The organism is Acinetobacter sp. NigerLNRRAM0016 (genome assembly GCF_054112845.1).
Window position 1 is genome coordinate 22840 of the sequence record NZ_JBSYVT010000002.1, and the last position, 19854, is coordinate 42693.

Sequence of the window (19854 nt, forward strand, 5' to 3'; positions counted from 1 at the left end):
GGGTCTAAGGGAGAGTGGTCAAGTAAAAAGTGAAAAAATTCAGTTATTTTGAGTTAAATGAATTAAAAATAGGCAAAATGTCTATTTAATCGACTGTATCGCCTTTATATATGTAGTTTGGGTTGCCAGAGGATTGACCTGACGACATTGATTGATCAGTTGTATCAGCTCTTTTTGTTTCATGTCGGGGCGAATTTGGGCTTGAATGGATTTGAGTACAGCAGGATTCTTTGCAGATAAATCGCGACTGCATTGATATAAGCGCTCATACATCAGGGTAGAAGCAGATTTATTGTCTTCAGATTTTTGCGTACATTGAAAGATGGCAAAGATCACAACTACCACAATAATCCAGAAAATCAGGGATTTTAACCAAGGTAGATTCATTTTTATTCTCTTTGTCTTGTTGTCAAATAAAGATAGTCAAAACCGTAGCAGAATACAATTCAGTAGGGTGAATACAAAAGTTCAGACAATAAAAAACCCACGTCATATTGCGTGGGTTTTTTAGAATCTTGGCTCTTCCACCTGGGCTCGAACCAGGGACCTGCGGATTAACAGTCCGTCGCTCTACCGACTGAGCTATGGAAGAATAGTGGCTCTCCAACCTGGGCTCGAACCAGGGACCTGCGGATTAACAGTCCGTCGCTCTACCGACTGAGCTATTGGAGAATCTGATGCGCATTTTAGGGATGAAAACCCAAGTCGTCAACCAGTTCCTGAAGATAATTGTTTTATTTGATTTATAATTATGCAGTTAAAGCCTAAAAATAAAAAAATCACCCCTAAAGGGTGATTTTTTATGCAGAAAAATAAAAATTATTTTTCAACACCAGCTGCTTGACCCGCATATTTCGCATTTGCGTAGTCCCAGTTCACTAAGCTTTCTAAGAAAGTAGTGATGTATTTAGGACGCATATTGCGGAAATCGATGTAGTAAGCGTGTTCCCAAACGTCAATGGTTAATACTGCAACTTTACCGTGAGCAAGTGGAGTATCCGCATTTGCAGTTTTCATAATAGAAAGTGCGCCATTTACTTCGTCAGCCACTAACCAAGCCCAGCCTGAACCGAACTGAGTTGTCGCTGCAGCAGCAAATTCTTCAGCAAATTTTTCGTATGAACCGAAAGTTTCATCAATTTTTGCTGCTAATGCGCCAGTCGCTTTACCGCCACCGTTTTTAGCCATACAGTTCCAGTAGAACGTGTGGTTCCAAACTTGTGCTGCATTGTTGAAAACACCCGCTTTAGATGCATCACCAGCAGAAGCTTTGATGATTTCTTCTAAAGTTTTACCTTCAAGGTCAGTACCCTTGATTAAGTTGTTTAGGTTAACAACATAAGTATTGTGGTGTTTGTCGTGATGGTATTCTAAAGTTTCTTTGCTGATGTGAGGAGCAAGATCTTCATAGCCATATGGAAGTGCTGGTAAAGTGATCGTTGTCATGATTTCAATTCCTTGCTTTTGCTGGGTTTTGACATTAAGTGGCACTATTGTAAAGGATTCGAGGCTGAATTTGCGCAATACTTTTAAATAACAATACAGAATAAAGCTCGAATTTATACGTATATAAAAAATACTGTAAACCAGATCACGCTGTTTGAAATCCATACATTTAGTAAGGAAAACCAGCCATATCCAAATTAAATCGGATTGTTTAATTCGAAATAACTATACTCAAGATTAAACTGTTCTGAAATAGCTTTGCCTAAACGTTGTACTCCATAACGCTCGGTCGCATGATGACCACAGGCATAGTAATGCACATCCAGTTCTTTGGCTTCGTAATAGGTGCGTTCACTGACTTCACCTGAAATGTAGGCATCACAGTTTTGTTCGGCGGCTTTGCTGATAAAGTCCTGCGCTGCACCCGTACAGAACCCCACTTTTTGAATACTTGCTTTATCTGCAGGTAAATGAATAGTTTCAAAGCCCAAACGTTCTGTGAGCATTGTCTTAAAAGCATCAGGCGATAGCGCTTGTTTTAAATAACCTATGTTGCCAATCGGATGGCGTTCTGAAGCATCTAAAGCTTCAAAAATCTCCAGTTCTAAAATATCAGCGATTGCGGCATTGTTCCCCAGCGTTGGGTGTGAATCTAAAGGTAAGTGATAGGCAACCAAAGAAATATCATGCTGGATGAGCGCTTTAATCCGTTTTCCGCGCATGCCTGTAATCGGGTAGGGTTCGCCTTTCCAAAAATAACCATGATGGACCAAGAGCAGATCCGCCTGTTGAGCAATTGCCGCATCAATCGCGTCTTGTGAGGCAGTGACCGCACAGAGAATTTTCTTTACTTCGGCTTTTCCCTCGATTTGTAAGCCATTGGGTGCATAATCTTTGAATTCTGGAGTCTTTAAGGTGTCATTACACCATTGCAAAATTTCTTGTAGCGCAGCCATAAAAATCTCTTAAGTAACGAATTAATATCATCAAAACATATTTTAAATTGTAACTAAAGCATCACAAATCTCTTGCATGAATTTTGTGTATCGAGTTGTATTTGCCTTTACAATAAGCAGAAATTCTTCGTCATTAAGAAATTAAAATATTTTAAGAGGATAGCAACGTGCGCCGGACCTTTACATGGTTACCTTGGGTGTTACTCATTATTGTCATTATTGGTTTTATTGCATGGCAACAATACCAAAAACCAAAAGCGCCTATCGCCTCGGATGGGGTGAAACTCCCAGCAGAAAAAGTCGAGCCTTTAATTAATACCAGCCGAACAGGTGGGGTGGTTTCCTATAGTGCTGCTGTGAAAGTTGCTGCGCCTGCGGTTGTGAATATTTTTACCACCCAGAAAGTAAAACAACTCGATCATCCTTTATTAAATGATCCAGCATTCCGTGAGTTCTTTGGAAATCAGATTCCAGATCAACTGGATCAAGGGCAAAATGAAAATAGCTTAGGTTCGGGTGTGATTGTTCGCCCTGATGGTTATATTCTGACCAATAATCATGTGGTGTCGCAAGCCGATCAAATTATTGTTGCGCTGCAAGATGGTCGACGTGCGGCGGCTAAAATTATTGGGACAGATCCTGATACTGACTTGGCTGTGATTAAAATTGAGCTGGATAAATTACCCGTACTGCCGTTTAAACTCAGTGGTAATGAAGTTGGTGATGTGGTGTTAGCCATTGGTAATCCATTTGGTGTGGGGCAAACCGTCACACAGGGGATTATTTCTGCAACAGGTCGCTCAGATTTGGGTATTAATACCTATGAAGATTTTATTCAGACTGATGCAGCCATTAACCCAGGTAACTCAGGTGGTGCCTTAATTGATGTGGCAGGGAATTTGATTGGTGTGAATACCGCAATTTTCTCGCAATCAGGTGGCTCACTGGGAATTGGTTTTGCGATTCCTGCCAAAGTGTGTGAACAAGTCCTGAATTCAATTTTGAAAGATGGTCGTGTGGTGCGTGGTTGGTTGGGTATAAGCTTAATGCCAATCCAGCAAGAAAATATTATGCAGCCGAAACAGGCGGGTGTCGTTGTTGCAGATGTGCTGAAAAATGGACCTGCTGCACAAGCGGGTTTAATGAAAGGCGATAAAATTATTCAGGTGAATGATGAGAAGATTACATCAGCCTCACATCTGATCAATTATGTGGCGTTACAAGCCCCGAACAGTACGATTCAAATTCAAGTACAACGGGGGGATCAGGCATTAACCTTAAATGTGGTGGTTGGGGAGCGTAAAGTCCAAAATTCAGATTCCCAATATATTCCATTACCAAAGCGTTAATACTTGCTTAAAGCCCCGAAGTCGGGGCTTTTTTATTAATAAATATTCAATTCTTAGCCGAATTGTTTAAGTGAGTTGGTTTCAATCGGTTAAGCGTTTATGCTCAAATACAGCATGAAAATACAAATGAATACATAGGGAAACGTCATGACAAATCCAATGATGCATCAGGTGGTGATTACCGAAGCAGGTGGACCAGAGAAATTAGCGATAGAGCAAACCACTGTACCTGAGCCGAAGGCAGATGAAGTGCTGGTTCAAGTGCATGCTTTTGGCTTAAATCGCCCTGATATTTTGCAACGTCAAGGTCTGTACCCAATGCCTAAAGGGGTAACACCAGTACCAGGTTTGGAAGTTGCTGGCGAGGTGGTGGCTGTTGGTGCTGAGGTTCAGAATTTTAAAGTGGGCGATCAGGTTTGTGGCTTGACCAATGGTGGGGGCTATGCGGAATATTGCGTGGTGCCTGAAAGCCAAACGTTGCAAATTCCTGCGGGTTTGAGCTATGTGCAAGCTGCAGCAATTCCTGAAACTTTCTTTACCGTCTGGGCAAATGTATTCCAAATGGGCAAAGCCAAAGCTGGTGAAACAGTGCTGATTCATGGTGGAACCAGTGGGATTGGGACTACAGCATTAATGCTGTGTAATGCCCTTGGTTTGAAAACCTTTGCAACCGTTGGTTCAGATGAAAAAGTTCAGGCGATTGCACATTTAACCGATGCGATTAACTACAAAACCCAAAACTTTGAAACCTATATTCAGGAAAAGACCGAACAGGCTGGGGTTGATGTCATTCTGGATATCGTTGGTGCACCTTATTTAGAGCAAAACCTGAATTTATTACGTAAAGATGGTCGTTTGGTCTACATTGCTTTCCTTGGTGGGGCAAAGGCGAAAGAGGTCAAACTTGGTCAAATCATGATGAAGCGTTTAACCATCACGGGTTCAACCATGCGTGCACGTAATACTGCGGAAAAAGCCGAAATTACTCAAGGGTTGTTGGAACATGTATGGCCATTGTTAGAGCAAGGGCAATGTATTCCAATGATTTATAAAACCTTTAAGTTTGATCAAATCCAAGATGCACATCGTGCCATGGATACAGGCGAGCATATTGGTAAAATTGTGGTGGAAGTCATCTAAGACACAGTAGTTATATATTCCAGCGTTGGCTTTAAGGCTTCAACTTTAAGCAGGTTTTAAAGCTGACTTGGATGTTTGTATTGGTGTCGAGTTGTAAAGACTGCTCTTTATGTTGGAAGTATGCGAGAATAGCACTTTATTTTTAATGTAAATGAGCAGTGCATGACTGAACAATCTCCTGAGCAATTAAGTGATATCGAAATTTTAGACATTTTAAAGTCTATGAAAAACGATAAGCTCGATGTTGAAGCCAAACAAATCATTCGTGATGGAGGCAAGGCTGGGCGTCAGGAAGCACACAAACAAGCGCTAGTTGCATTACACCAATCGTTTGAAGAGAAGTTTGTAGAAGCAGTAACCTTGGCTTTGAACTTGAACTCAACTCAAGCAAAAAAGATTCGTTATAAAAAAGACCGTATCCGTATTTTAAAAGCACAAGGCATAGACTATTTGGCGATTGATGGCGCGGAAACGGCACAAGTCCTTGCGCAAATTGCCCAAGCCATTACCCGTGAAGATGCAACTGTAACTGAAGATTTGCACAACGTGTTCCCATTCTGGAAACAGGGCTGGCCAATGGTGCAATTTGACAATGCCTACAAAATTCTTGAAGAAGATATCCTGATTCATTATCAAGCAGTATTAGATGCTTTACTTGAAAATTTCTAAACAGCGATAAAAAAAGAGCATCCTTGGATGCTCTTTTTTATGGAAAAATCTTTACCCAAGTGTCGAATAGAGTGGGAAAATACCGAAGATGACAGCGGTCACCAACATCACTAAACACGTGATTACAGCCCACTTAATAGTGAATTCTTGATGTTCACCAAAATTGATCCCCGCCAGTCCACATAATAAGTAGGTGGATGGCACCAAGGGTGAAAGTAAATGCACAGGTTGCCCAACAATTGAGGCACGTGCCATTTCTGCTGGAGTAATACCATAATGTCCGGCAGCTTCCGATAACACAGGTAAGACACCAAAATAGAACGCATCATTCGACATAAAGAAGGTTAATGGCATACTGATCACTGCGGTGATTGGTGCCAGATAAGGTCCCAAACTTTCAGGAATAATCTCGACCAATTGCTTGGACATGGCATCAACCATGCCTGTACCTGACAGAATTCCTGTAAAAATACCAGCGGCGAAGATAATACCTACGACTGCCAAAGCACTGGCAGAGTGATTACCCACCAAACGCTTTTGCATATCCAAATCTGGATAATTCACGATTAAAGCAATACACAATGCCACCATAAATAATATTGGAGCGGGTAGAATGCCCATCACTAGTGTAATCATCAAGCCGAGCGTGAGTAAGGCATTGAAGGTACGTAAATGATGGCGGTTGGCTTCAGGAACTTGCGAGATTTGAATATTGTCACCATGGCTAATATCCAGTTCAACAATACCAATGCGTTTACGCTCCATACGACCATACATAAAGCCCAAGAAATATAACCAGATAATGGCTACAAACATCGGGAACAGCATCGGTACAAAAACATCGTTTGGATCGACATGCAGTGCAGTTGCAGCACGTGCTGTTGGTCCACCCCAAGGGGTTAAGTTCATAATGCCACTAGCGAGCATCATTAAACATGCCATGATCAATGGGCTCATACCTATGCGTTTATATAAGGGTAGCATCGCAGCGACACAGATCATATAAGTGGTAGAACCATCGCCATCTAATGACACAATCAGCGTCAGGGTAATCGTGCCTAAAGTCACTTTGAGTGGATCACCTTTGACCTGTTTTAAAATCCATTTTACCGATGGATCAAACAAGCCTGTATCAATCATGATGGCAAAATACAGAATGGCAAATAACAGCATGACGCCCGTCGGGGCAAGTTTTTTGATCCCCTCCATCATCATCGGGCCTAATTCTGAAATATTAAATCCTGCTAGACTGTCGACAAAAAAGCTTAATGCGTAAGTAATGAGAGCAAAAAGAATAGGTATTAAAGTTAAAGCTACGAGCGCGCTCAAACGCTTGGACATGATTAAATACATAAAGCAAATAATCATGCCTAAGCCTAAAATAGTCAGCATGGATCAGTCCTTTGAGTGTGATAGTCTTTTTAATATTTAAGTCGCATCGATACTATTAAAATTATTACGATTTTGAAATATTATTTAACAAATGGTATTTTTTATACTATTTTTCTAATAAATAATATATATCCATAAAGTATGGTGAAATGCATGATAAGTATGGATCAGCATTTCTGATATGTACTAAAAAAGCCTTGCAGTTCATGCAAGGCTTTAGAAAAAGAAATATTAATCAACTTATTCTTCAGAATCAGATGTTTCCGATTCTTTATGGTCTTGAAGTAAGCGGGTAACCAAAAGCTGATCAATTTTAAAGTGATCCACATCCACCACTTCAAACTTATAGCCGCCAAAAATTACAATATCAGCAGGGCGCGGAATCTTGCGTAAGCGGTACATCATAAACCCAGCCAGTGTTTCGTAATTTTCTTCATCAGGCATTTCATCAATTTCAAGCGCATGCTTCATGTCTTCAATTGGTGTACTGCCATCAATCAACCAAGAATTATTATCGCGTTTAATGATTTGCTGTTCGGCTTCGATTGGTGTGACCCAGTCGCCCATGACCGTAATCATGATGTCAGAAAGCGTGATAACGCCTACTACCAATGCATATTCATTAATCACGACTGCAAATTTTTCTTTACTTGAGCGGAAGCGATCTAGTAATTCAGACAGCGTAAGCGTATCTGGAATGGTCAGGACATTACGAATAGTGGATTCATTTAACTGATTAATTTTTTGATTATTGAGAATGCGGACTAAAATATCTTTGGCATCGACATAGCCAATCACTTGATCAATATTGTCATTACAGACTAGAAACTTAGAATAAGGATATTCAGCCAGCTTTTGGCGAATACTGTCTTCGGCTTCATTTAATGTAAAGAAAATGACATTTTCACGTGTGGTCATACTGGAAGGGACATTACGTTCTTCCAGTTCAAGTACATTCTCAATAAAGTGATGTTCTTGTTTTAACAAGACACCTGCTTGAGCACCAGCATCCATCACGGCAGAAATATCATCAAAGGTGATGTTGTCGTCACGTATGGTATTGACTTTGAAAAGACGGAAAAGCAGATTGGCAAGGGTATTGATGATCCAAGCCAATGGTTTACATACTTTAATAAAGACTTGTATCGGGTTAATGACCGCAATCGAAATTTTTTCAGGTGCAATCATGGCCAAGCGTTTTGGCATTAAATCGGCAAATAAAATAAATAAAGAGGTCACTAAGGTAAAGGAGAGGGCAAAACTGATACTTTCTGCCCAAGGCCCTGTATAGAAGCGTGAGACAAAGCTGAGGAAATAAGGCCGGAAGGCACCTTCACCTAAAATACCGCCTAAAATTGCGACGGCATTTAAACCAATTTGTGATGCAGCAAAAAAGTCAGCGGAGTTTTCTTGTAAATCCAAAACCTTTTGTGCGCGTTCATCGCCTGCTTCAGCCAGAATTTTGAGCTTGACCTTGCGTGCACCAGCGAGGGCAATTTCAGTCAGGGACAGAAAGCCCGCTCCTGCAATCAGAAGTGCAATGATTATAATATTCTGGAAGAGGCTCACGAATCCACCTGCGGATCATCATTATTATGAAATATTTTTAACACAGAAAAGCACTTGGGGAAGAATGGAAACCTCCCGAAGTGCTAACAGTATAATCTTAAAAAAGAAGAATTTAAGAAAAATCTAATTAATAATGTGAAAATTGTGTGTTATTTAATAAAAATTCACGATTTTCTTCTTCAATCATCTGACGCGCAACATACAGAATAAGTTGACGCAACCAACGATGTGCAGGATGATGATGCAATAACGGACACCATGCCATCTTCAGTTCAAATTCTGGAATGTAAAAAGGTGGATCTTTAATCAGAAGGCTTTGGCTCTTGGCTTGTAAGCGCGCAATACGTGTTGGTAGAGTTGCCACCAAGTCGACATTGGATGCCAGCAAAGCAGGCGTTTGGTAATGTCGGGTAAACACTGAAATTTTACGCTTTTGACCAATACGCTCTAAAGCTTGATCAATCCAGCCTAAACCTGCCTGTTTCTCAGGGTTTACACCAAAGCCAACGCCCATACCTGTTTTCGATACCCAAATATGTTGGGCATCGAGATAACTTTTTAAGTTTAAGTTAGATGCAGCAGGGTGTTTACTGTTGAGTAAGCATGAAAAACTGTCACGCCAAACCAACACTTGGTGGAAACTTTGCGGTATTTCATTAAAGCGGTTAATGGCTAAATCGACTTTACCTTGCTCCATATCACGATAAGACACGTCACTTGGGGTTAAGAAGTCTAAAACCACATTCGGTGCTTCTGAGCGTAAGGCTTTGACTAGGCGAGGGACGAGAGTCGCTTCGGCATAGTCCGAAGTCATGATACGGAAGACACGATTCGAGGTATAAGGACGGAATTCTGTACGTGGTTCTAAAATCATCGAAAGGTCAGACAAAGCATCACGAATACGTGGCTGTAATTCAAGCGCACGTTCGGTTGGTGTCATACCTTCAGATGAACGAATCAAGAGGGGATCATTAAAAAGATTACGCAGGCGACGTAAGATGTTACTCATTGCAGGTTGGGTTACACCCAATTGCTCTGCTGCACGTGTGACGTTTTTCTCACGTAGTAAGACATCAAGATAAATGAGTAAGTTAAGGTCGACCCGCTCCAGATTCATAAAATAAATACCAAGAATAAACTTATGAAATTATGTTGATTATGCCATAAGCGACAAGGCTTGTGTAGAAAATATGATGAAAAATGCAGGGGCAAAGGTTGAATCATTTGCATGCGCATAGTAGCTGAAAACACTGAAATAGAAAAGTGTTGGTGCTTTAAAAGTGACAGTTGCCAACACAGGTTGATCCAGTATCTATTCAACAAGATTGAGTAAAATTAAGCCGTTTCATTTTTAAGAAGGATCATTATTAAGACTATATTTTATACATCTGTATTTTAATTTTTAAGTTTAAAAATATAAAAATTGCTGGCTGAAAAGCGCACTAAAATGGAAGAAAATAGTAGGTCAAGACTTAAGTCTAATGTTGAATTTTTAATCATTTTCCTCAATTTGTAAGAATTCATAAAATTTCAACTTAATAATTAAATTATAAATAACAAATATTTAAAATAAATCAATCTGCTTATAACACGACTTTGATCTATATATTTTTTTAAAAAATACCGAAAATTACTTGAGGATATTGGATTAATTTTACAACTCAATCTAATCTGTATTCATCGTAATGAAGTGTAGTAAATCTGAACAAAAATCATTATTCAGATTCTAATGCTTCAATTGATGAAATCCTAATATTATTACAGGAAAATATCATGACTACATACCAAACAGCGATTGATGCAATCCGCGAATTAAAAGCAAAATTCGGTAACACATGGGCAGACATCAGTCCTGAAGATGCTGCGCGTATGCAATTACAAAACCGTTTCAAAACTGGTTTAGACATTGCTAAATACACAGCTGCGATTATGCGTCGTGATATGGCTGCTTATGATGCCGATTCTAGCAAATACACTCAATCATTAGGTTGCTGGCATGGTTTCATCGCACAACAAAAAATGATTGCGAACAAAAAATACTTCGGTACGACTGAACGTCGCTACATCTACCTTTCTGGTTGGATGGTTGCTGCTCTTCGTTCAGAATTCGGTCCACTTCCTGACCAATCTATGCACGAAAAAACTTCAGTTCCTGCATTAATCGAAGAAATCTACACTTTCTTACGTCAAGCTGACGCTAAAGAATTAAACGATTTATTCCGCGCACTTAAGAAAGCACAAGAAGCTGGTGACACTGCTAAAGCTGCTGAAATCACTGCTCAAATCGACAACTTTGAAACTCACGTTGTGCCAATTATTGCTGACATCGACGCTGGTTTCGGTAACGAAGAAGCGACTTACTTACTTGCTAAGAAAATGATCGAAGCTGGTGCTTGTGCGCTTCAAATCGAAAACCAAGTATCTGACGCTAAACAATGTGGTCACCAAGCTGGTAAAGTAACTGTTCCGCACGAAGACTTCATCGCTAAAATCCACGCTTTACGTTATGCATTCTTAGAAATGGGTCTTGACGACGGTATCATCGTTGCACGTACTGACTCTGAAGGCGCTGACTTGACTCAAAAAATCCCAGTGGTTAAAGAGCCAGGTGACATCGCTTCTCAATACATCAGCTACTTAGACACAGTTGAAATTGACATTGCTGATGCTCAAGAAGACGAAATTCTGATCAAACGTAACGGTAAATTACACCGTCCTAAGCGTTTAGCTTCTGGCTTGTACCAATTCCGTGAAGGCACTCAAATTGACCGCGTTGTACTTGACTGTGTGTCTAGCTTACAAAACGGTGCAGACCTTCTTTGGATCGAAACTGCGACTCCAAACGTTGACGAAATCGCTCACATGGTTAACCGTGTACGTGAAACAGTTCCAAATGCGAAGCTTGTTTACAACAACTCTCCATCTTTCAACTGGACGTTAAACTTCCGTCAACAAGCTTATGACCGTTGGGTTGCTGAAGGTAAAGACGTTTCTGCTTACGACCGTGCTAAATTAATGAGCGCTGAGTACGATGCAACTGAATTAGCTGCTGATGCTGATGAGAAAGTACGTACATTCCAAGCAGATGCTTCTCGTGAAGCGGGTGTATTCCACCACTTGATCACTCTTCCGACTTACCACACAGCTGCTCTTTCTACTCACGAGCTTGCTCAAGGTTACTTCGGTTCTGAAGGTATGTTGGCTTATGTTGCTGGCGTACAACGTAAAGAAATCCGTGGCGGTATCGCTTGTGTTAAACACCAAGCAATGGCTGGTTCTGACATCGGTGATGATCACAAAGAAATCTTCTCTGGTGACAACGCTCTTAAAGCGCACGACGATGCTAAAAACACAATGAACCAATTCGCTGCTCACTAAGTCGCGAACTGATTCGAAAAGCCCTGCGAAAGCAGGGTTTTTTTATGGGAAAATTTTAGAACAGTGGCTGAACTGTTTTAATTGATGGCTTTATTTAAAATGTAGTGTTGAGCTAAGTTGCCTTCTATTTTTTGACCCGCTTGATCGAGCGCATAAAGTTGGTTTTCCGCCACAAAGTATTTACGTGGATCGCCATTCTGATCAAGGGTGATGACACTTCCTGTATCATCAAAACTGAATTGACCTGAAGATTTAAATGGATGGTCATCGCCTTTGCCTAAGTATGTTTCCGTCATGTTATACGTTGAGTTGGCATTTAAGGTGAGTTGCGTTTTAATGCCTTCACAGTCTGCGCACGGCAACGTTCCCTGATAATCGCCAGCCAAATCTAGTGAGCTTTGCGCATTGTGGGCAGTATCAGTATTTGCCGAAGCTGTGACTTGAGTTTCCGTACTCACTGCATGGGTTTCAACGTTTTGTGTGGGCTTTGCACATGCGACTAATCCCAGAGAGCAGAAGAGTGCGGTAAACAGCATTTTATTCATCATAGAGTCCTTAAGCCTATTTTTACTGTATAAAGTTAATCTTTAGATCAATTGGTAAAATAAATGTATTTATAAAATGATGAAATATTGAAAATGTTAAGCTAAGTTGTGTTCTGTAATACAAGAGTCATTGAATATTAATGTGACAGCATGGTTCAGGATGAATCAGTATGTTTAAATTAGGAGATATTTTTTTACAAATAAAGAGCAAAAGCTGAGTCAGATGAGGCATGTAAATGCATAAGAATTTTCCAACTAATTATGGAGTTTTTAGAATTTTAAACAGGCTAAAAATTGCATGATGCAAATTGCTGGAAAAAATAAAAAATGAATTGAAAATGTAGAAACTAACATTTTATACATTTATATATTAATAGATTTATTTTTAAACAATGGGTGCTTCTTTTATTCAAATAGGCTGATAGAATTCGCTGTCTTTTTTTTTGCTTTTGGTGTTGTTGTGTTTGAGAAGTTGGCTGAACAATCTTTGGCATTAATGGGTTGGAAGACTGATAACCATTGGCCTGAACATTTAGAGCAATGTGTCATGATTGCGGCACCACATACCAGTAATTGGGATGCGCTTTATGCACGTTTAGCTTTGAAAGCACTTGGCGTCAATGTTCGACTGACCATTAAAGACAGTTATATGAAATTGCCTTTTGGGCCATTTGTGCGTGCCATGGGGGGGATTGGAATTGACCGTCGTCCGAAAAAAGAAGGTGAGGCTCGACCAAGTATGGTTGAACTGATGACGGATTTATTTAAAACTCATCCTCAACTGGTGATGCTGGTTACACCAGAAGGGACGCGTTCTAAGCAAGAACAATGGAAAACGGGTTTTTATCATGTTGCGGTCAATGCGGGTGTGCCGATTGCCTTAGCCTACATGGATTATGAAAAGAAAGAAGCGGGCGTCGGTAAAATTGTTTATCCAACAGGAAATTATGAGCAAGACATGCAGGAAATTATGCAGTTCTATGCCAGCATTCAACCGAAATTTCCTGAGAAGTTCAGCATTGATACTCGCTATTTGAATCAACAAGATGCTTAAAATAATTGGGTAAATAAAAAGCGAGGTTAGTGCGGCTATCCTCGCTTTTTTATCTTAATGAATGGGGTTATTGACTTAAGCCACCCAGTGACTGGCAGGCTTCTTTATAATGTTCATATTCAGCCGAGATGACATCAGGCAAGGGTTCATGGAACAGAATGTCTCCATCTTTATAACTTTGCACATAAGCCTCTACTTTTTGACGACTGTTACCTAGGGCATGCTCATGATAACTATTGATCGGGCTATGCATCATTTGGCTGGATTCAATATTGTGGCATTGAAATTGTTCGAGCATTTTTTCGGCTTGTTTTATTTCTTTACTTGTGCCGAAAGTGCAGCCTGCAAACAGCAGAGCGCAAGAAATTAAGGAAAGGCGTAACATGTCGCATGGTATATAGTGAAAGTGCTGTGCATTCTAAGTGGCAATGTGCTGAGATGAAATATTTTTAATGTATAAGTTTGATATTTTGAGTGCAAACTAAACAGAAGTGCGGCAAAACGCCATCAGAAAAATTGAAACCCCCGTATTTGAATAGTCAGTGTAATTCTAAAGCAGTAATATAGTTCAGAATCCATAGCTGGTCTAAATCATGAAAATTGTGGCTGATGAAAATCTTGCTTTTACCGATTATTTTTTTTCGGAATTCGGTGCAATCCAACATGTTGCAGGTCGTAACCTGAGTCATCAAGACGTTGTTGATGCTGATGCACTTTTGGTTCGTTCCGTGACCAAGGTGAATGCGGCTTTGGTGCAAAATACGGCATTGCGTTATGTCGGGAGTGCGACGATTGGTACAGACCATCTGGATATTCAAGCTTTAAATGCCGCAGGTATTCCATGGTCGAATGCTGCTGGATGTAATGCACAAGCGGTCGCTGAATATGTGATTACGGCACTTTTACATTTAAAACCTGAACTTATTTCTGCCGAGCAAAATTTTTGCCTAGGGATTGTCGGTTTAGGGAATGTCGGTTCACGTCTTGCGACGATGGCGCAATTGTTGGGTTGGCAGGTGATTGCTTATGATCCATTGGTTAGCAAAGAGGCTGTTACCCAAGTAGATTTTTCAGCATTATTAGCACAGGCGGATGCCATTTCAATTCATGTGCCATTAACCAAAACGGGACAACATCCGACTTACCATCTGTTTAATGCTGCATCTTTAGCGAAAATGAAACCGAATGCCATACTCATTAATTCTGCACGTGGTCCTGTGGTCGAGGAAGCAGCCTTAATGCAGGATATTCGTGTCACGCATCGTAAAGTGGTATTAGATGTATTTGAACATGAACCTGAAATTTCGGAAGAGTTGTTACAGTTGTTAGCCCTCGTGACCCCGCATATTGCAGGCTACAGTCTTGAAGGAAAAGCGCGTGGCACGCAGATGATTTATGAAGACTTTTGTCAGGTTTTTAATCTAGCAGCTACAAAACGCTTTGAAACCCAGTTACCAAGTTGTGAACCATATTTTGCTCAAGCAGATTTTAAAACGGTTCTAACCCAATATTTAGCTCAAATTTATGATATTGCACAAGATGATGCCAATTTAAGAGCTTGTGTAAAGCAGGGTAAAGTTGAACAACACGCTTTTGATACTTTAAGAAAAAAATATCCACTGCGACGTGAGTGGGCAGCACACGGAGGTCCGCAAGCATGAGTCAAATTCACTATCAACCGACGTGTGATTTAGCAGCTATGCAAGCGCGTGCCAAAATGTATACCCAGATTCGTCAATTCTTTGCTGAACGACAAGTGTTAGAGGTGGAAACCCCAATTCTTTCACAGGCAGGGGTGACCGATGTGCATTTGGCTTCAGTACAGGCACAGCGTCATGTACAGGGAAAATTGGCTACACATTATTTACAGACTTCACCCGAGTTTGCGATGAAGCGCTTATTGGCGAGTGGTAGTGGTCCAATTTATCAAATCTGCAAGGTTTTCCGTGATGATGAACATGGGCGTAAGCATAACAGTGAGTTTAGTATGCTGGAGTGGTATCGTCCGCACTTTAGTTTGAAAGATTTGATGTTTGAGGTGGCAGATTTACTGAATGTGACTTTGGCACAGCGCTTTGGTGAAATTCGTCCGACCATCTTAAGCTATAAACATGCTTTTATGGATCGTTTGGATTTGAATCCATTACAAGCCACACTGAAAGAATTGAAAGAGTGTTGTCAGCGAGTGGGTTTAAATCTGGACTTGGGTGATGACCGATTAGGCTATATCGACTTATTGTTTTCGCACTTTGTCGAACCGAGTCTTGGTTTTGATACGGCTGTATTCTTAACGGATTTCCCACCTGAATTGGCGTCTTTGGCTAAAACCAAACTCGATGAAGATGGTGAGCTGGTTGCTGCACGTTTTGAACTGTATATCGAAAGTTTAGAGCTTGCCAATGCTTATGATGAGTTGATTGATGCGGATGTGTTGCGTCAGCGTTTCGAGGCAGATAATCAAGAGCGTGCACAGTTAGGTTTGCATGTAATGCCTATTGATGAATATCTATTGGCTGCTTTACCGCAGATGAGTGAATGTGCGGGGATTGCCTTAGGTCTTGATCGTTTATTGATGGTCGCGACCGAAAAGATGCGTTTAGAGCAGGTGATTACTTTCCCTGCACAGATTGCATAAATTTAAATCTTTTAAGTGAGTCAAAAGCCCTTTATCTAGTCGGGATAAAGGGCTTTTTTTTATTGTGGATTGTCTATTGCATGGTGTTGGGCTTTATAGGCTTCCAAGGCTTGAATGCGACGTTGAATCAGCATCTCACCAATTTCGGAGCCTTGAATGTCTGCAGGTAAATCCTGAGCTTTAATGCCGCGCACAATTTCCATGGCATTACGGACATATTCAGCTTGAGGATATTCACGCTCTTCAAGTCCCAGACGTCCGCGGGCATCACATTCACAAGCTTGAATAAATGCTTCAACACGTTCTGGGCGACGTAGCACGTCAAGACGCTGCAGCAGACGCCATAGAGTGCCAGGTTTCAGTGCAAAGGCTTGATGACATTTTAAATGTTCTTTGCACACGGCCAAAGCCAATTGCTTGGTTTGAGTCGGCACTTTCAGTCGATCACAAACCTCCGTGACAGGTTGAATGCCACGCTCTTCATGCATGATATGCCGAGGTAATTCATGCTCAGGAGTCAGCGCTTTACCCAAATCATGCACCAGTACAGCAAAGCGAACATCCAGCGAGTAATTGGCTTTACAAGCTTGATGCAGGGACATTAGGGTATGAATACCGCAGTCAATTTCTGGGTGATATTCAGGTCTCTGCGGAATACCAAATAAAGCCTGAATTTCAGGGAATAAAACTTTTAAAGCACCACAAGCTTCCAATACTTCAAAATAAACATCCGCATGCGGTTCCATGAGTGCGCGCGAAGTTTCTTTCCAGACACGTTCAGGAGTCAATGCATTCAGTTCACCTGATTCTGCCAATTGACGCATTAAATCCAGTGTTTCGGTGGCAATGCTGAAACCTAAAGGTTTATAGCGCGCAGCAAAACGCGCAACGCGTAGTACCCGTAGGGGATCTTCAACAAAGGCATTGGAAACATGGCGCAGAATTTTATTGGCGAGGTCTTGCTGACCCTGATAGGGATCATAGATTTGACCCTCTTCATCCATCGCCATGGCATTGATGGTTAAGTCACGACGAATTAAGTCATCTTCTAGGGTGACACTGACATCGGTATAGAATTCGAAACCATGATATCCCTGTCCAGACTTGCGTTCAGTGCGGGCCAATGCATATTCTTCTTTTGATTCTGGGTGTAGAAAAACGGGAAAATCTTTGCCTACAGGCTGATAGCCGAGCGCAAGTAATTGCTCTGGAGTAGCTCCAACAACGACATAATCTTTTTCGTGATAGGGGTGTCCGAGTAAGTGATCTCGTACTGCACCGCCTACTAAATAAACTCGCATGAAAAAACCTCTATTCTTCAAGCAATCATGCTACAGAATAGAGGTTTTCTCAAGTCAATAACTTGAGCTTTTCACTAAAGATTAAAGTGCTTCAGTTTCAGCTTGCTGAATTTCAGCCACAGTTAATGCTGTCATGTTGACTAAACGACGTGTCGTTGTCGTTGGAGTCAGAATGTGAACAGGTTTCGCTGCACCAAGTAAAATAGGACCAATGGTAACGTTGTTACCAGAAGTTGATTTTAATAGGTTGAATGAAATGTTTGCAGCATCAAGGTTCGGCATAATTAACAAGTTTGCAGAACCTTTGAAACGTGAGTTCGGGAAGGCAAAGTGACGAATAGTTTCGTCCATTGCTGCATCACCGTGCATTTCACCTTCAACTTCAAGTTCAGGTGCAATTTCACTCAAGATTTCAAATACTTTACGCATTTTTTGCGCGCTTGGATCATTTTGATCTGAACCGAAGCTCGAATGTGAAAGTAATGCAATACGAGGTGTCATACCGAAACGACGAACTTCTTCAGCAGCTAAAATCGTCATTTCAGCCAACTGTTCGGCAGTCGGGTTGGTATTTACATAAGTATCGGCAATAAACAGATTACGATCTTCAAGCATTAATGCATTTAGAGTGAAGAAGTTGGTGCGACCTTCTTTCAAACCAATGACATTTTTCACGAAATCTAAGTGAATGTCATAGCTTGAGTAAGTACCACACAACATACCATCAGCAAGACCATGTTTAACCAACATACCCGCGATTAATGTTGAACGACGACGCGCTTCACGGTGAGCGTATTCAGGTGTTACCCCTTTACGTTGCATGATGTCGTAGTAGTCTTCAGCAAATTTTTCGTAGTTCGGGTTCTTTTCTTGGTCAACAATTTCAATGTTCACGCCGTGTTCTAAACGTAAACCTAATTTTTTGATGTTGGCTTCGATGACTGCAGTACGACCCACCAAAATTGGCTTCGCCATGCCTTCATCTACAGCAATTTGTACAGCACGTAATACGCGAAGGTCTTCACCTTCTGCATAAGCAATACGTTTAGGATCTGTTTTTGCCTGTGCGAAAATCGGCTTCATCATGAATGCAGAGTTATAAACAAACTCAGACAAGCGTTGACGGTAAGCAGAGAAATCTTCGATTGGACGAGTTGCTACACCAGAATCCATTGCGGCTTGCGCAACAGCAGGTGCAATTTCAAGAATCAAGCGTTGATCAAGTGGGCGTGGAATCAAGTAGTCACGACCAAATGATGCAGATTTCTCACCGTAGGTTGCAGCATCTGCTTCAATGTGTGCCATACGCGCAATTGCGTATACGCAAGCAATTTTCATTTCTTCGTTAATGGTGGTTGCACCAACATCAAGAGCACCACGGAAGATGTATGGGAAGCAAAGCGCGTTGTTGACTTGGTTTGGATAGTCAGAACGACCTGTCGCCATAATCACGTCTGGACGAACTTCGTGCGCGTGCTCTGGTAAAATCTCTGGATCTGGGTTTGCCAATGCAAAGATGATCGGATCATTTGCCATTTCCTTAACCATTTCTTTGGTTAAGATGCCAGCAGCAGAAAGACCAAGGAACATGTCAGCGCCAGCAATTACATCTGCCAGTTGAGTACCTTCGATATCTTGTACATAACGCAATTTCGATTCATCAAGACCTTCACGTTTGGTGGTTAACAAACCGCGTGAATCCGCAACGATGATGTTTTCTTTTTTGGCACCAATTGCACAAAGTAAATCTAAGCATGAAAGGGCAGCAGCACCTGCACCTGAAGCTACGATTTTGATTTCTTCAATTTTTTTGCCATTTAACTGAAGTGCATTCAGTAAAGCAGAACCTACAATGATTGAGGTACCGTGTTGGTCATCGTGGAACACAGGAATGTTCATGCGTTCACGTAGTTTACGCTCAATGTAGAAACATTCAGGTGCTTTAATGTCTTCGAGGTTAATACCGCCAAATGTTGGTTCTAACGCTGCAACAATATCAACGATTTTGTCTGGATCATTTTCAGCGATTTCGATGTCGAATACGTCAACACCAGCAAATTTCTTAAACAGTACGCCTTTACCTTCCATTACAGGTTTTGACGCTAATGGACCGATGTTGCCTAGTCCAAGTACAGCAGTACCGTTACTGACAACGGCAACTAAGTTACCACGAGCAGTATATAGGGCTGCAGTTGAAGGGTCGCGTTCAATCTCTAAACAAGGTGCAGCAACACCTGGGGAATAAGCAAGGGCTAAGTCATGTTGGTTGACCAGCTGCTTGCTTGGTGTAACACTGATTTTACCTGGGGTTGGAAACTCGTGATAATACAAAGCTTGCTGTTTTAATGATTGATCGTCCATCTGAATCTCGTTTGTTACTGAGTGGCCCAGCGAGGCTGGTGGTTTTTGCTGAATTTGCT

Annotated in this window: 17 protein-coding genes and 2 tRNA genes; 7 read left to right on the forward strand and 12 right to left on the reverse strand. The window is 41.2% G+C overall.

Annotation, left to right across the window (positions count from 1 at the left end):
* Positions 1 to 81: 81 nt before the first annotated feature.
* From ACWQ4X_RS01705 to ACWQ4X_RS01725, 5 genes are all read right to left on the reverse strand, one after another.
* A complete protein-coding gene (locus ACWQ4X_RS01705; RefSeq protein WP_457902482.1) occupies positions 82 to 387 on the reverse strand; it encodes a hypothetical protein in 306 nt (101 codons plus the stop codon).
* 129 nt (positions 388 to 516) lie between these two features.
* Positions 517 to 592 (reverse strand) — tRNA-Asn (locus ACWQ4X_RS01710).
* Positions 593 to 596: 4 nt separating this feature from the next.
* Positions 597 to 672: transfer RNA gene (locus tag ACWQ4X_RS01715), tRNA-Asn, on the reverse strand.
* Positions 673 to 819: 147 nt separating this feature from the next.
* Positions 820 to 1446, reverse strand: a complete 627-nt coding sequence (locus ACWQ4X_RS01720; RefSeq protein WP_100241463.1) for a superoxide dismutase — start codon at positions 1444 to 1446, stop codon at positions 820 to 822.
* A gap of 197 nt (positions 1447 to 1643) precedes the next feature.
* Positions 1644 to 2402, reverse strand: coding sequence for a Nif3-like dinuclear metal center hexameric protein (locus ACWQ4X_RS01725; RefSeq protein WP_457902483.1), 759 nt, complete (start codon positions 2400 to 2402; stop codon positions 1644 to 1646).
* A 167-nt stretch (positions 2403 to 2569) separates the two neighbouring features.
* Between ACWQ4X_RS01725 and ACWQ4X_RS01730 the strand changes: the two genes are divergently transcribed.
* The 3 genes from ACWQ4X_RS01730 to ACWQ4X_RS01740 all read left to right on the forward strand — a co-directional run bounded on the left by ACWQ4X_RS01730 (position 2570) and on the right by ACWQ4X_RS01740 (position 5560).
* A complete protein-coding gene (locus ACWQ4X_RS01730) occupies positions 2570 to 3751 on the forward strand; it encodes a S1C family serine protease (protein WP_100241365.1) in 1182 nt (393 codons plus the stop codon).
* Positions 3752 to 3898: 147 nt separating this feature from the next.
* Positions 3899 to 4891 (forward strand): NAD(P)H-quinone oxidoreductase, encoded by a 993-nt coding sequence (locus ACWQ4X_RS01735; protein ID WP_457902484.1) that lies wholly within the window; start codon positions 3899 to 3901, stop codon positions 4889 to 4891.
* Positions 4892 to 5053: 162 nt separating this feature from the next.
* Positions 5054 to 5560: a hypothetical protein gene (locus ACWQ4X_RS01740; protein WP_142768177.1), complete on the forward strand. Its 507-nt coding sequence runs from the start codon at positions 5054 to 5056 to the stop codon at positions 5558 to 5560.
* A gap of 51 nt (positions 5561 to 5611) precedes the next feature.
* On the opposite strand, the gene ACWQ4X_RS01745 is transcribed toward ACWQ4X_RS01740, so the two are convergent.
* From ACWQ4X_RS01745 to ACWQ4X_RS01755, 3 genes are all read right to left on the reverse strand, one after another.
* Positions 5612 to 6952, reverse strand: a complete 1341-nt coding sequence (locus tag ACWQ4X_RS01745) for a CitMHS family transporter (RefSeq protein ID WP_457902485.1) — start codon at positions 6950 to 6952, stop codon at positions 5612 to 5614.
* Positions 6953 to 7192: 240 nt separating this feature from the next.
* Entirely contained in the window at positions 7193 to 8521 is a 1329-nt protein-coding gene (locus ACWQ4X_RS01750) for a polyamine export protein PaeA (RefSeq protein ID WP_161933448.1), read from the reverse strand.
* Between the two features lie 127 nt (positions 8522 to 8648).
* A complete protein-coding gene (locus tag ACWQ4X_RS01755) occupies positions 8649 to 9638 on the reverse strand; it encodes a LysR family transcriptional regulator (RefSeq protein WP_457902486.1) in 990 nt (329 codons plus the stop codon).
* 656 nt (positions 9639 to 10294) lie between these two features.
* Between ACWQ4X_RS01755 and ACWQ4X_RS01760 the strand changes: the two genes are divergently transcribed.
* On the forward strand, positions 10295 to 11899 hold the full coding sequence (locus tag ACWQ4X_RS01760) for an isocitrate lyase (RefSeq protein WP_161933447.1): 1605 nt from the start codon (positions 10295 to 10297) through the stop codon (positions 11897 to 11899).
* A gap of 77 nt (positions 11900 to 11976) precedes the next feature.
* Here the strand turns inward: ACWQ4X_RS01760 and ACWQ4X_RS01765 are convergent, their stop codons facing one another.
* Positions 11977 to 12444 carry a copper resistance protein NlpE gene (locus ACWQ4X_RS01765; RefSeq protein WP_457902487.1) on the reverse strand — a complete coding sequence of 156 codons (468 nt, stop codon included), beginning with the start codon at positions 12442 to 12444 and terminating at the stop codon, positions 11977 to 11979.
* Positions 12445 to 12904: 460 nt separating this feature from the next.
* On the opposite strand from ACWQ4X_RS01765, the gene ACWQ4X_RS01770 reads away from it, so the two are divergent.
* A complete protein-coding gene (locus tag ACWQ4X_RS01770; protein ID WP_457902488.1) occupies positions 12905 to 13498 on the forward strand; it encodes a 1-acyl-sn-glycerol-3-phosphate acyltransferase in 594 nt (197 codons plus the stop codon).
* 67 nt (positions 13499 to 13565) lie between these two features.
* Here ACWQ4X_RS01770 and ACWQ4X_RS01775 read toward each other — a convergent pair whose 3' ends face one another.
* A complete protein-coding gene (locus ACWQ4X_RS01775) occupies positions 13566 to 13796 on the reverse strand; it encodes a hypothetical protein (RefSeq protein WP_322869401.1) in 231 nt (76 codons plus the stop codon).
* Between the two features lie 295 nt (positions 13797 to 14091).
* On the opposite strand from ACWQ4X_RS01775, the gene ACWQ4X_RS01780 reads away from it, so the two are divergent.
* Both ACWQ4X_RS01780 and epmA read left to right on the forward strand, forming a co-directional pair.
* Positions 14092 to 15159, forward strand: a complete 1068-nt coding sequence (locus ACWQ4X_RS01780) for a 4-phosphoerythronate dehydrogenase (protein ID WP_457902489.1) — start codon at positions 14092 to 14094, stop codon at positions 15157 to 15159.
* Positions 15156 to 16133 carry an EF-P lysine aminoacylase EpmA gene (gene epmA, locus ACWQ4X_RS01785; RefSeq protein ID WP_457902490.1) on the forward strand — a complete coding sequence of 326 codons (978 nt, stop codon included), beginning with the start codon at positions 15156 to 15158 and terminating at the stop codon, positions 16131 to 16133. Before ACWQ4X_RS01780 ends, epmA begins: the two co-directional genes overlap by 4 nt.
* A 59-nt stretch (positions 16134 to 16192) precedes the next feature.
* Here epmA and ACWQ4X_RS01790 read toward each other — a convergent pair whose 3' ends face one another.
* Together ACWQ4X_RS01790 and ACWQ4X_RS01795 are read right to left on the reverse strand one after the other, a co-directional pair.
* Positions 16193 to 17434: a multifunctional CCA addition/repair protein gene (locus ACWQ4X_RS01790; RefSeq protein WP_457902491.1), complete on the reverse strand. Its 1242-nt coding sequence runs from the start codon at positions 17432 to 17434 to the stop codon at positions 16193 to 16195.
* An 81-nt stretch (positions 17435 to 17515) separates the two neighbouring features.
* Positions 17516 to 19795, reverse strand: coding sequence for an NADP-dependent malic enzyme (locus tag ACWQ4X_RS01795; RefSeq protein WP_100241352.1), 2280 nt, complete (start codon positions 19793 to 19795; stop codon positions 17516 to 17518).
* Positions 19796 to 19854: the final 59 nt, after the last annotated feature.

Coding starts and splice junctions, on each gene's coding strand:
- ACWQ4X_RS01705 (WP_457902482.1), bottom strand. CDS start 387: ATGAATCTACCTTGGTTAAAATCCCTGATTTTCTGGATTATTGTGGTA.
- ACWQ4X_RS01720 (WP_100241463.1), bottom strand. CDS start 1,446: ATGACAACGATCACTTTACCAGCACTTCCATATGGCTATGAAGATCTT.
- ACWQ4X_RS01725 (WP_457902483.1), bottom strand. CDS start 2,402: ATGGCTGCGCTACAAGAAATTTTGCAATGGTGTAATGACACCTTAAAG.
- ACWQ4X_RS01735 (WP_457902484.1), top strand. CDS start 3,899: ATGACAAATCCAATGATGCATCAGGTGGTGATTACCGAAGCAGGTGGA.
- ACWQ4X_RS01740 (WP_142768177.1), top strand. CDS start 5,054: ATGACTGAACAATCTCCTGAGCAATTAAGTGATATCGAAATTTTAGAC.
- ACWQ4X_RS01745 (WP_457902485.1), bottom strand. CDS start 6,952: ATGCTGACTATTTTAGGCTTAGGCATGATTATTTGCTTTATGTATTTA.
- ACWQ4X_RS01755 (WP_457902486.1), bottom strand. CDS start 9,638: ATGAATCTGGAGCGGGTCGACCTTAACTTACTCATTTATCTTGATGTC.
- ACWQ4X_RS01760 (WP_161933447.1), top strand. CDS start 10,295: ATGACTACATACCAAACAGCGATTGATGCAATCCGCGAATTAAAAGCA.
- ACWQ4X_RS01765 (WP_457902487.1), bottom strand. CDS start 12,444: ATGAATAAAATGCTGTTTACCGCACTCTTCTGCTCTCTGGGATTAGTC.
- ACWQ4X_RS01775 (WP_322869401.1), bottom strand. CDS start 13,796: ATGCTCGAACAATTTCAATGCCACAATATTGAATCCAGCCAAATGATG.
- ACWQ4X_RS01780 (WP_457902489.1), top strand. CDS start 14,092: ATGAAAATTGTGGCTGATGAAAATCTTGCTTTTACCGATTATTTTTTT.
- epmA (WP_457902490.1), top strand. CDS start 15,156: ATGAGTCAAATTCACTATCAACCGACGTGTGATTTAGCAGCTATGCAA.
- ACWQ4X_RS01790 (WP_457902491.1), bottom strand. CDS start 17,434: ATGCGAGTTTATTTAGTAGGCGGTGCAGTACGAGATCACTTACTCGGA.
- ACWQ4X_RS01795 (WP_100241352.1), bottom strand. CDS start 19,795: ATGGACGATCAATCATTAAAACAGCAAGCTTTGTATTATCACGAGTTT.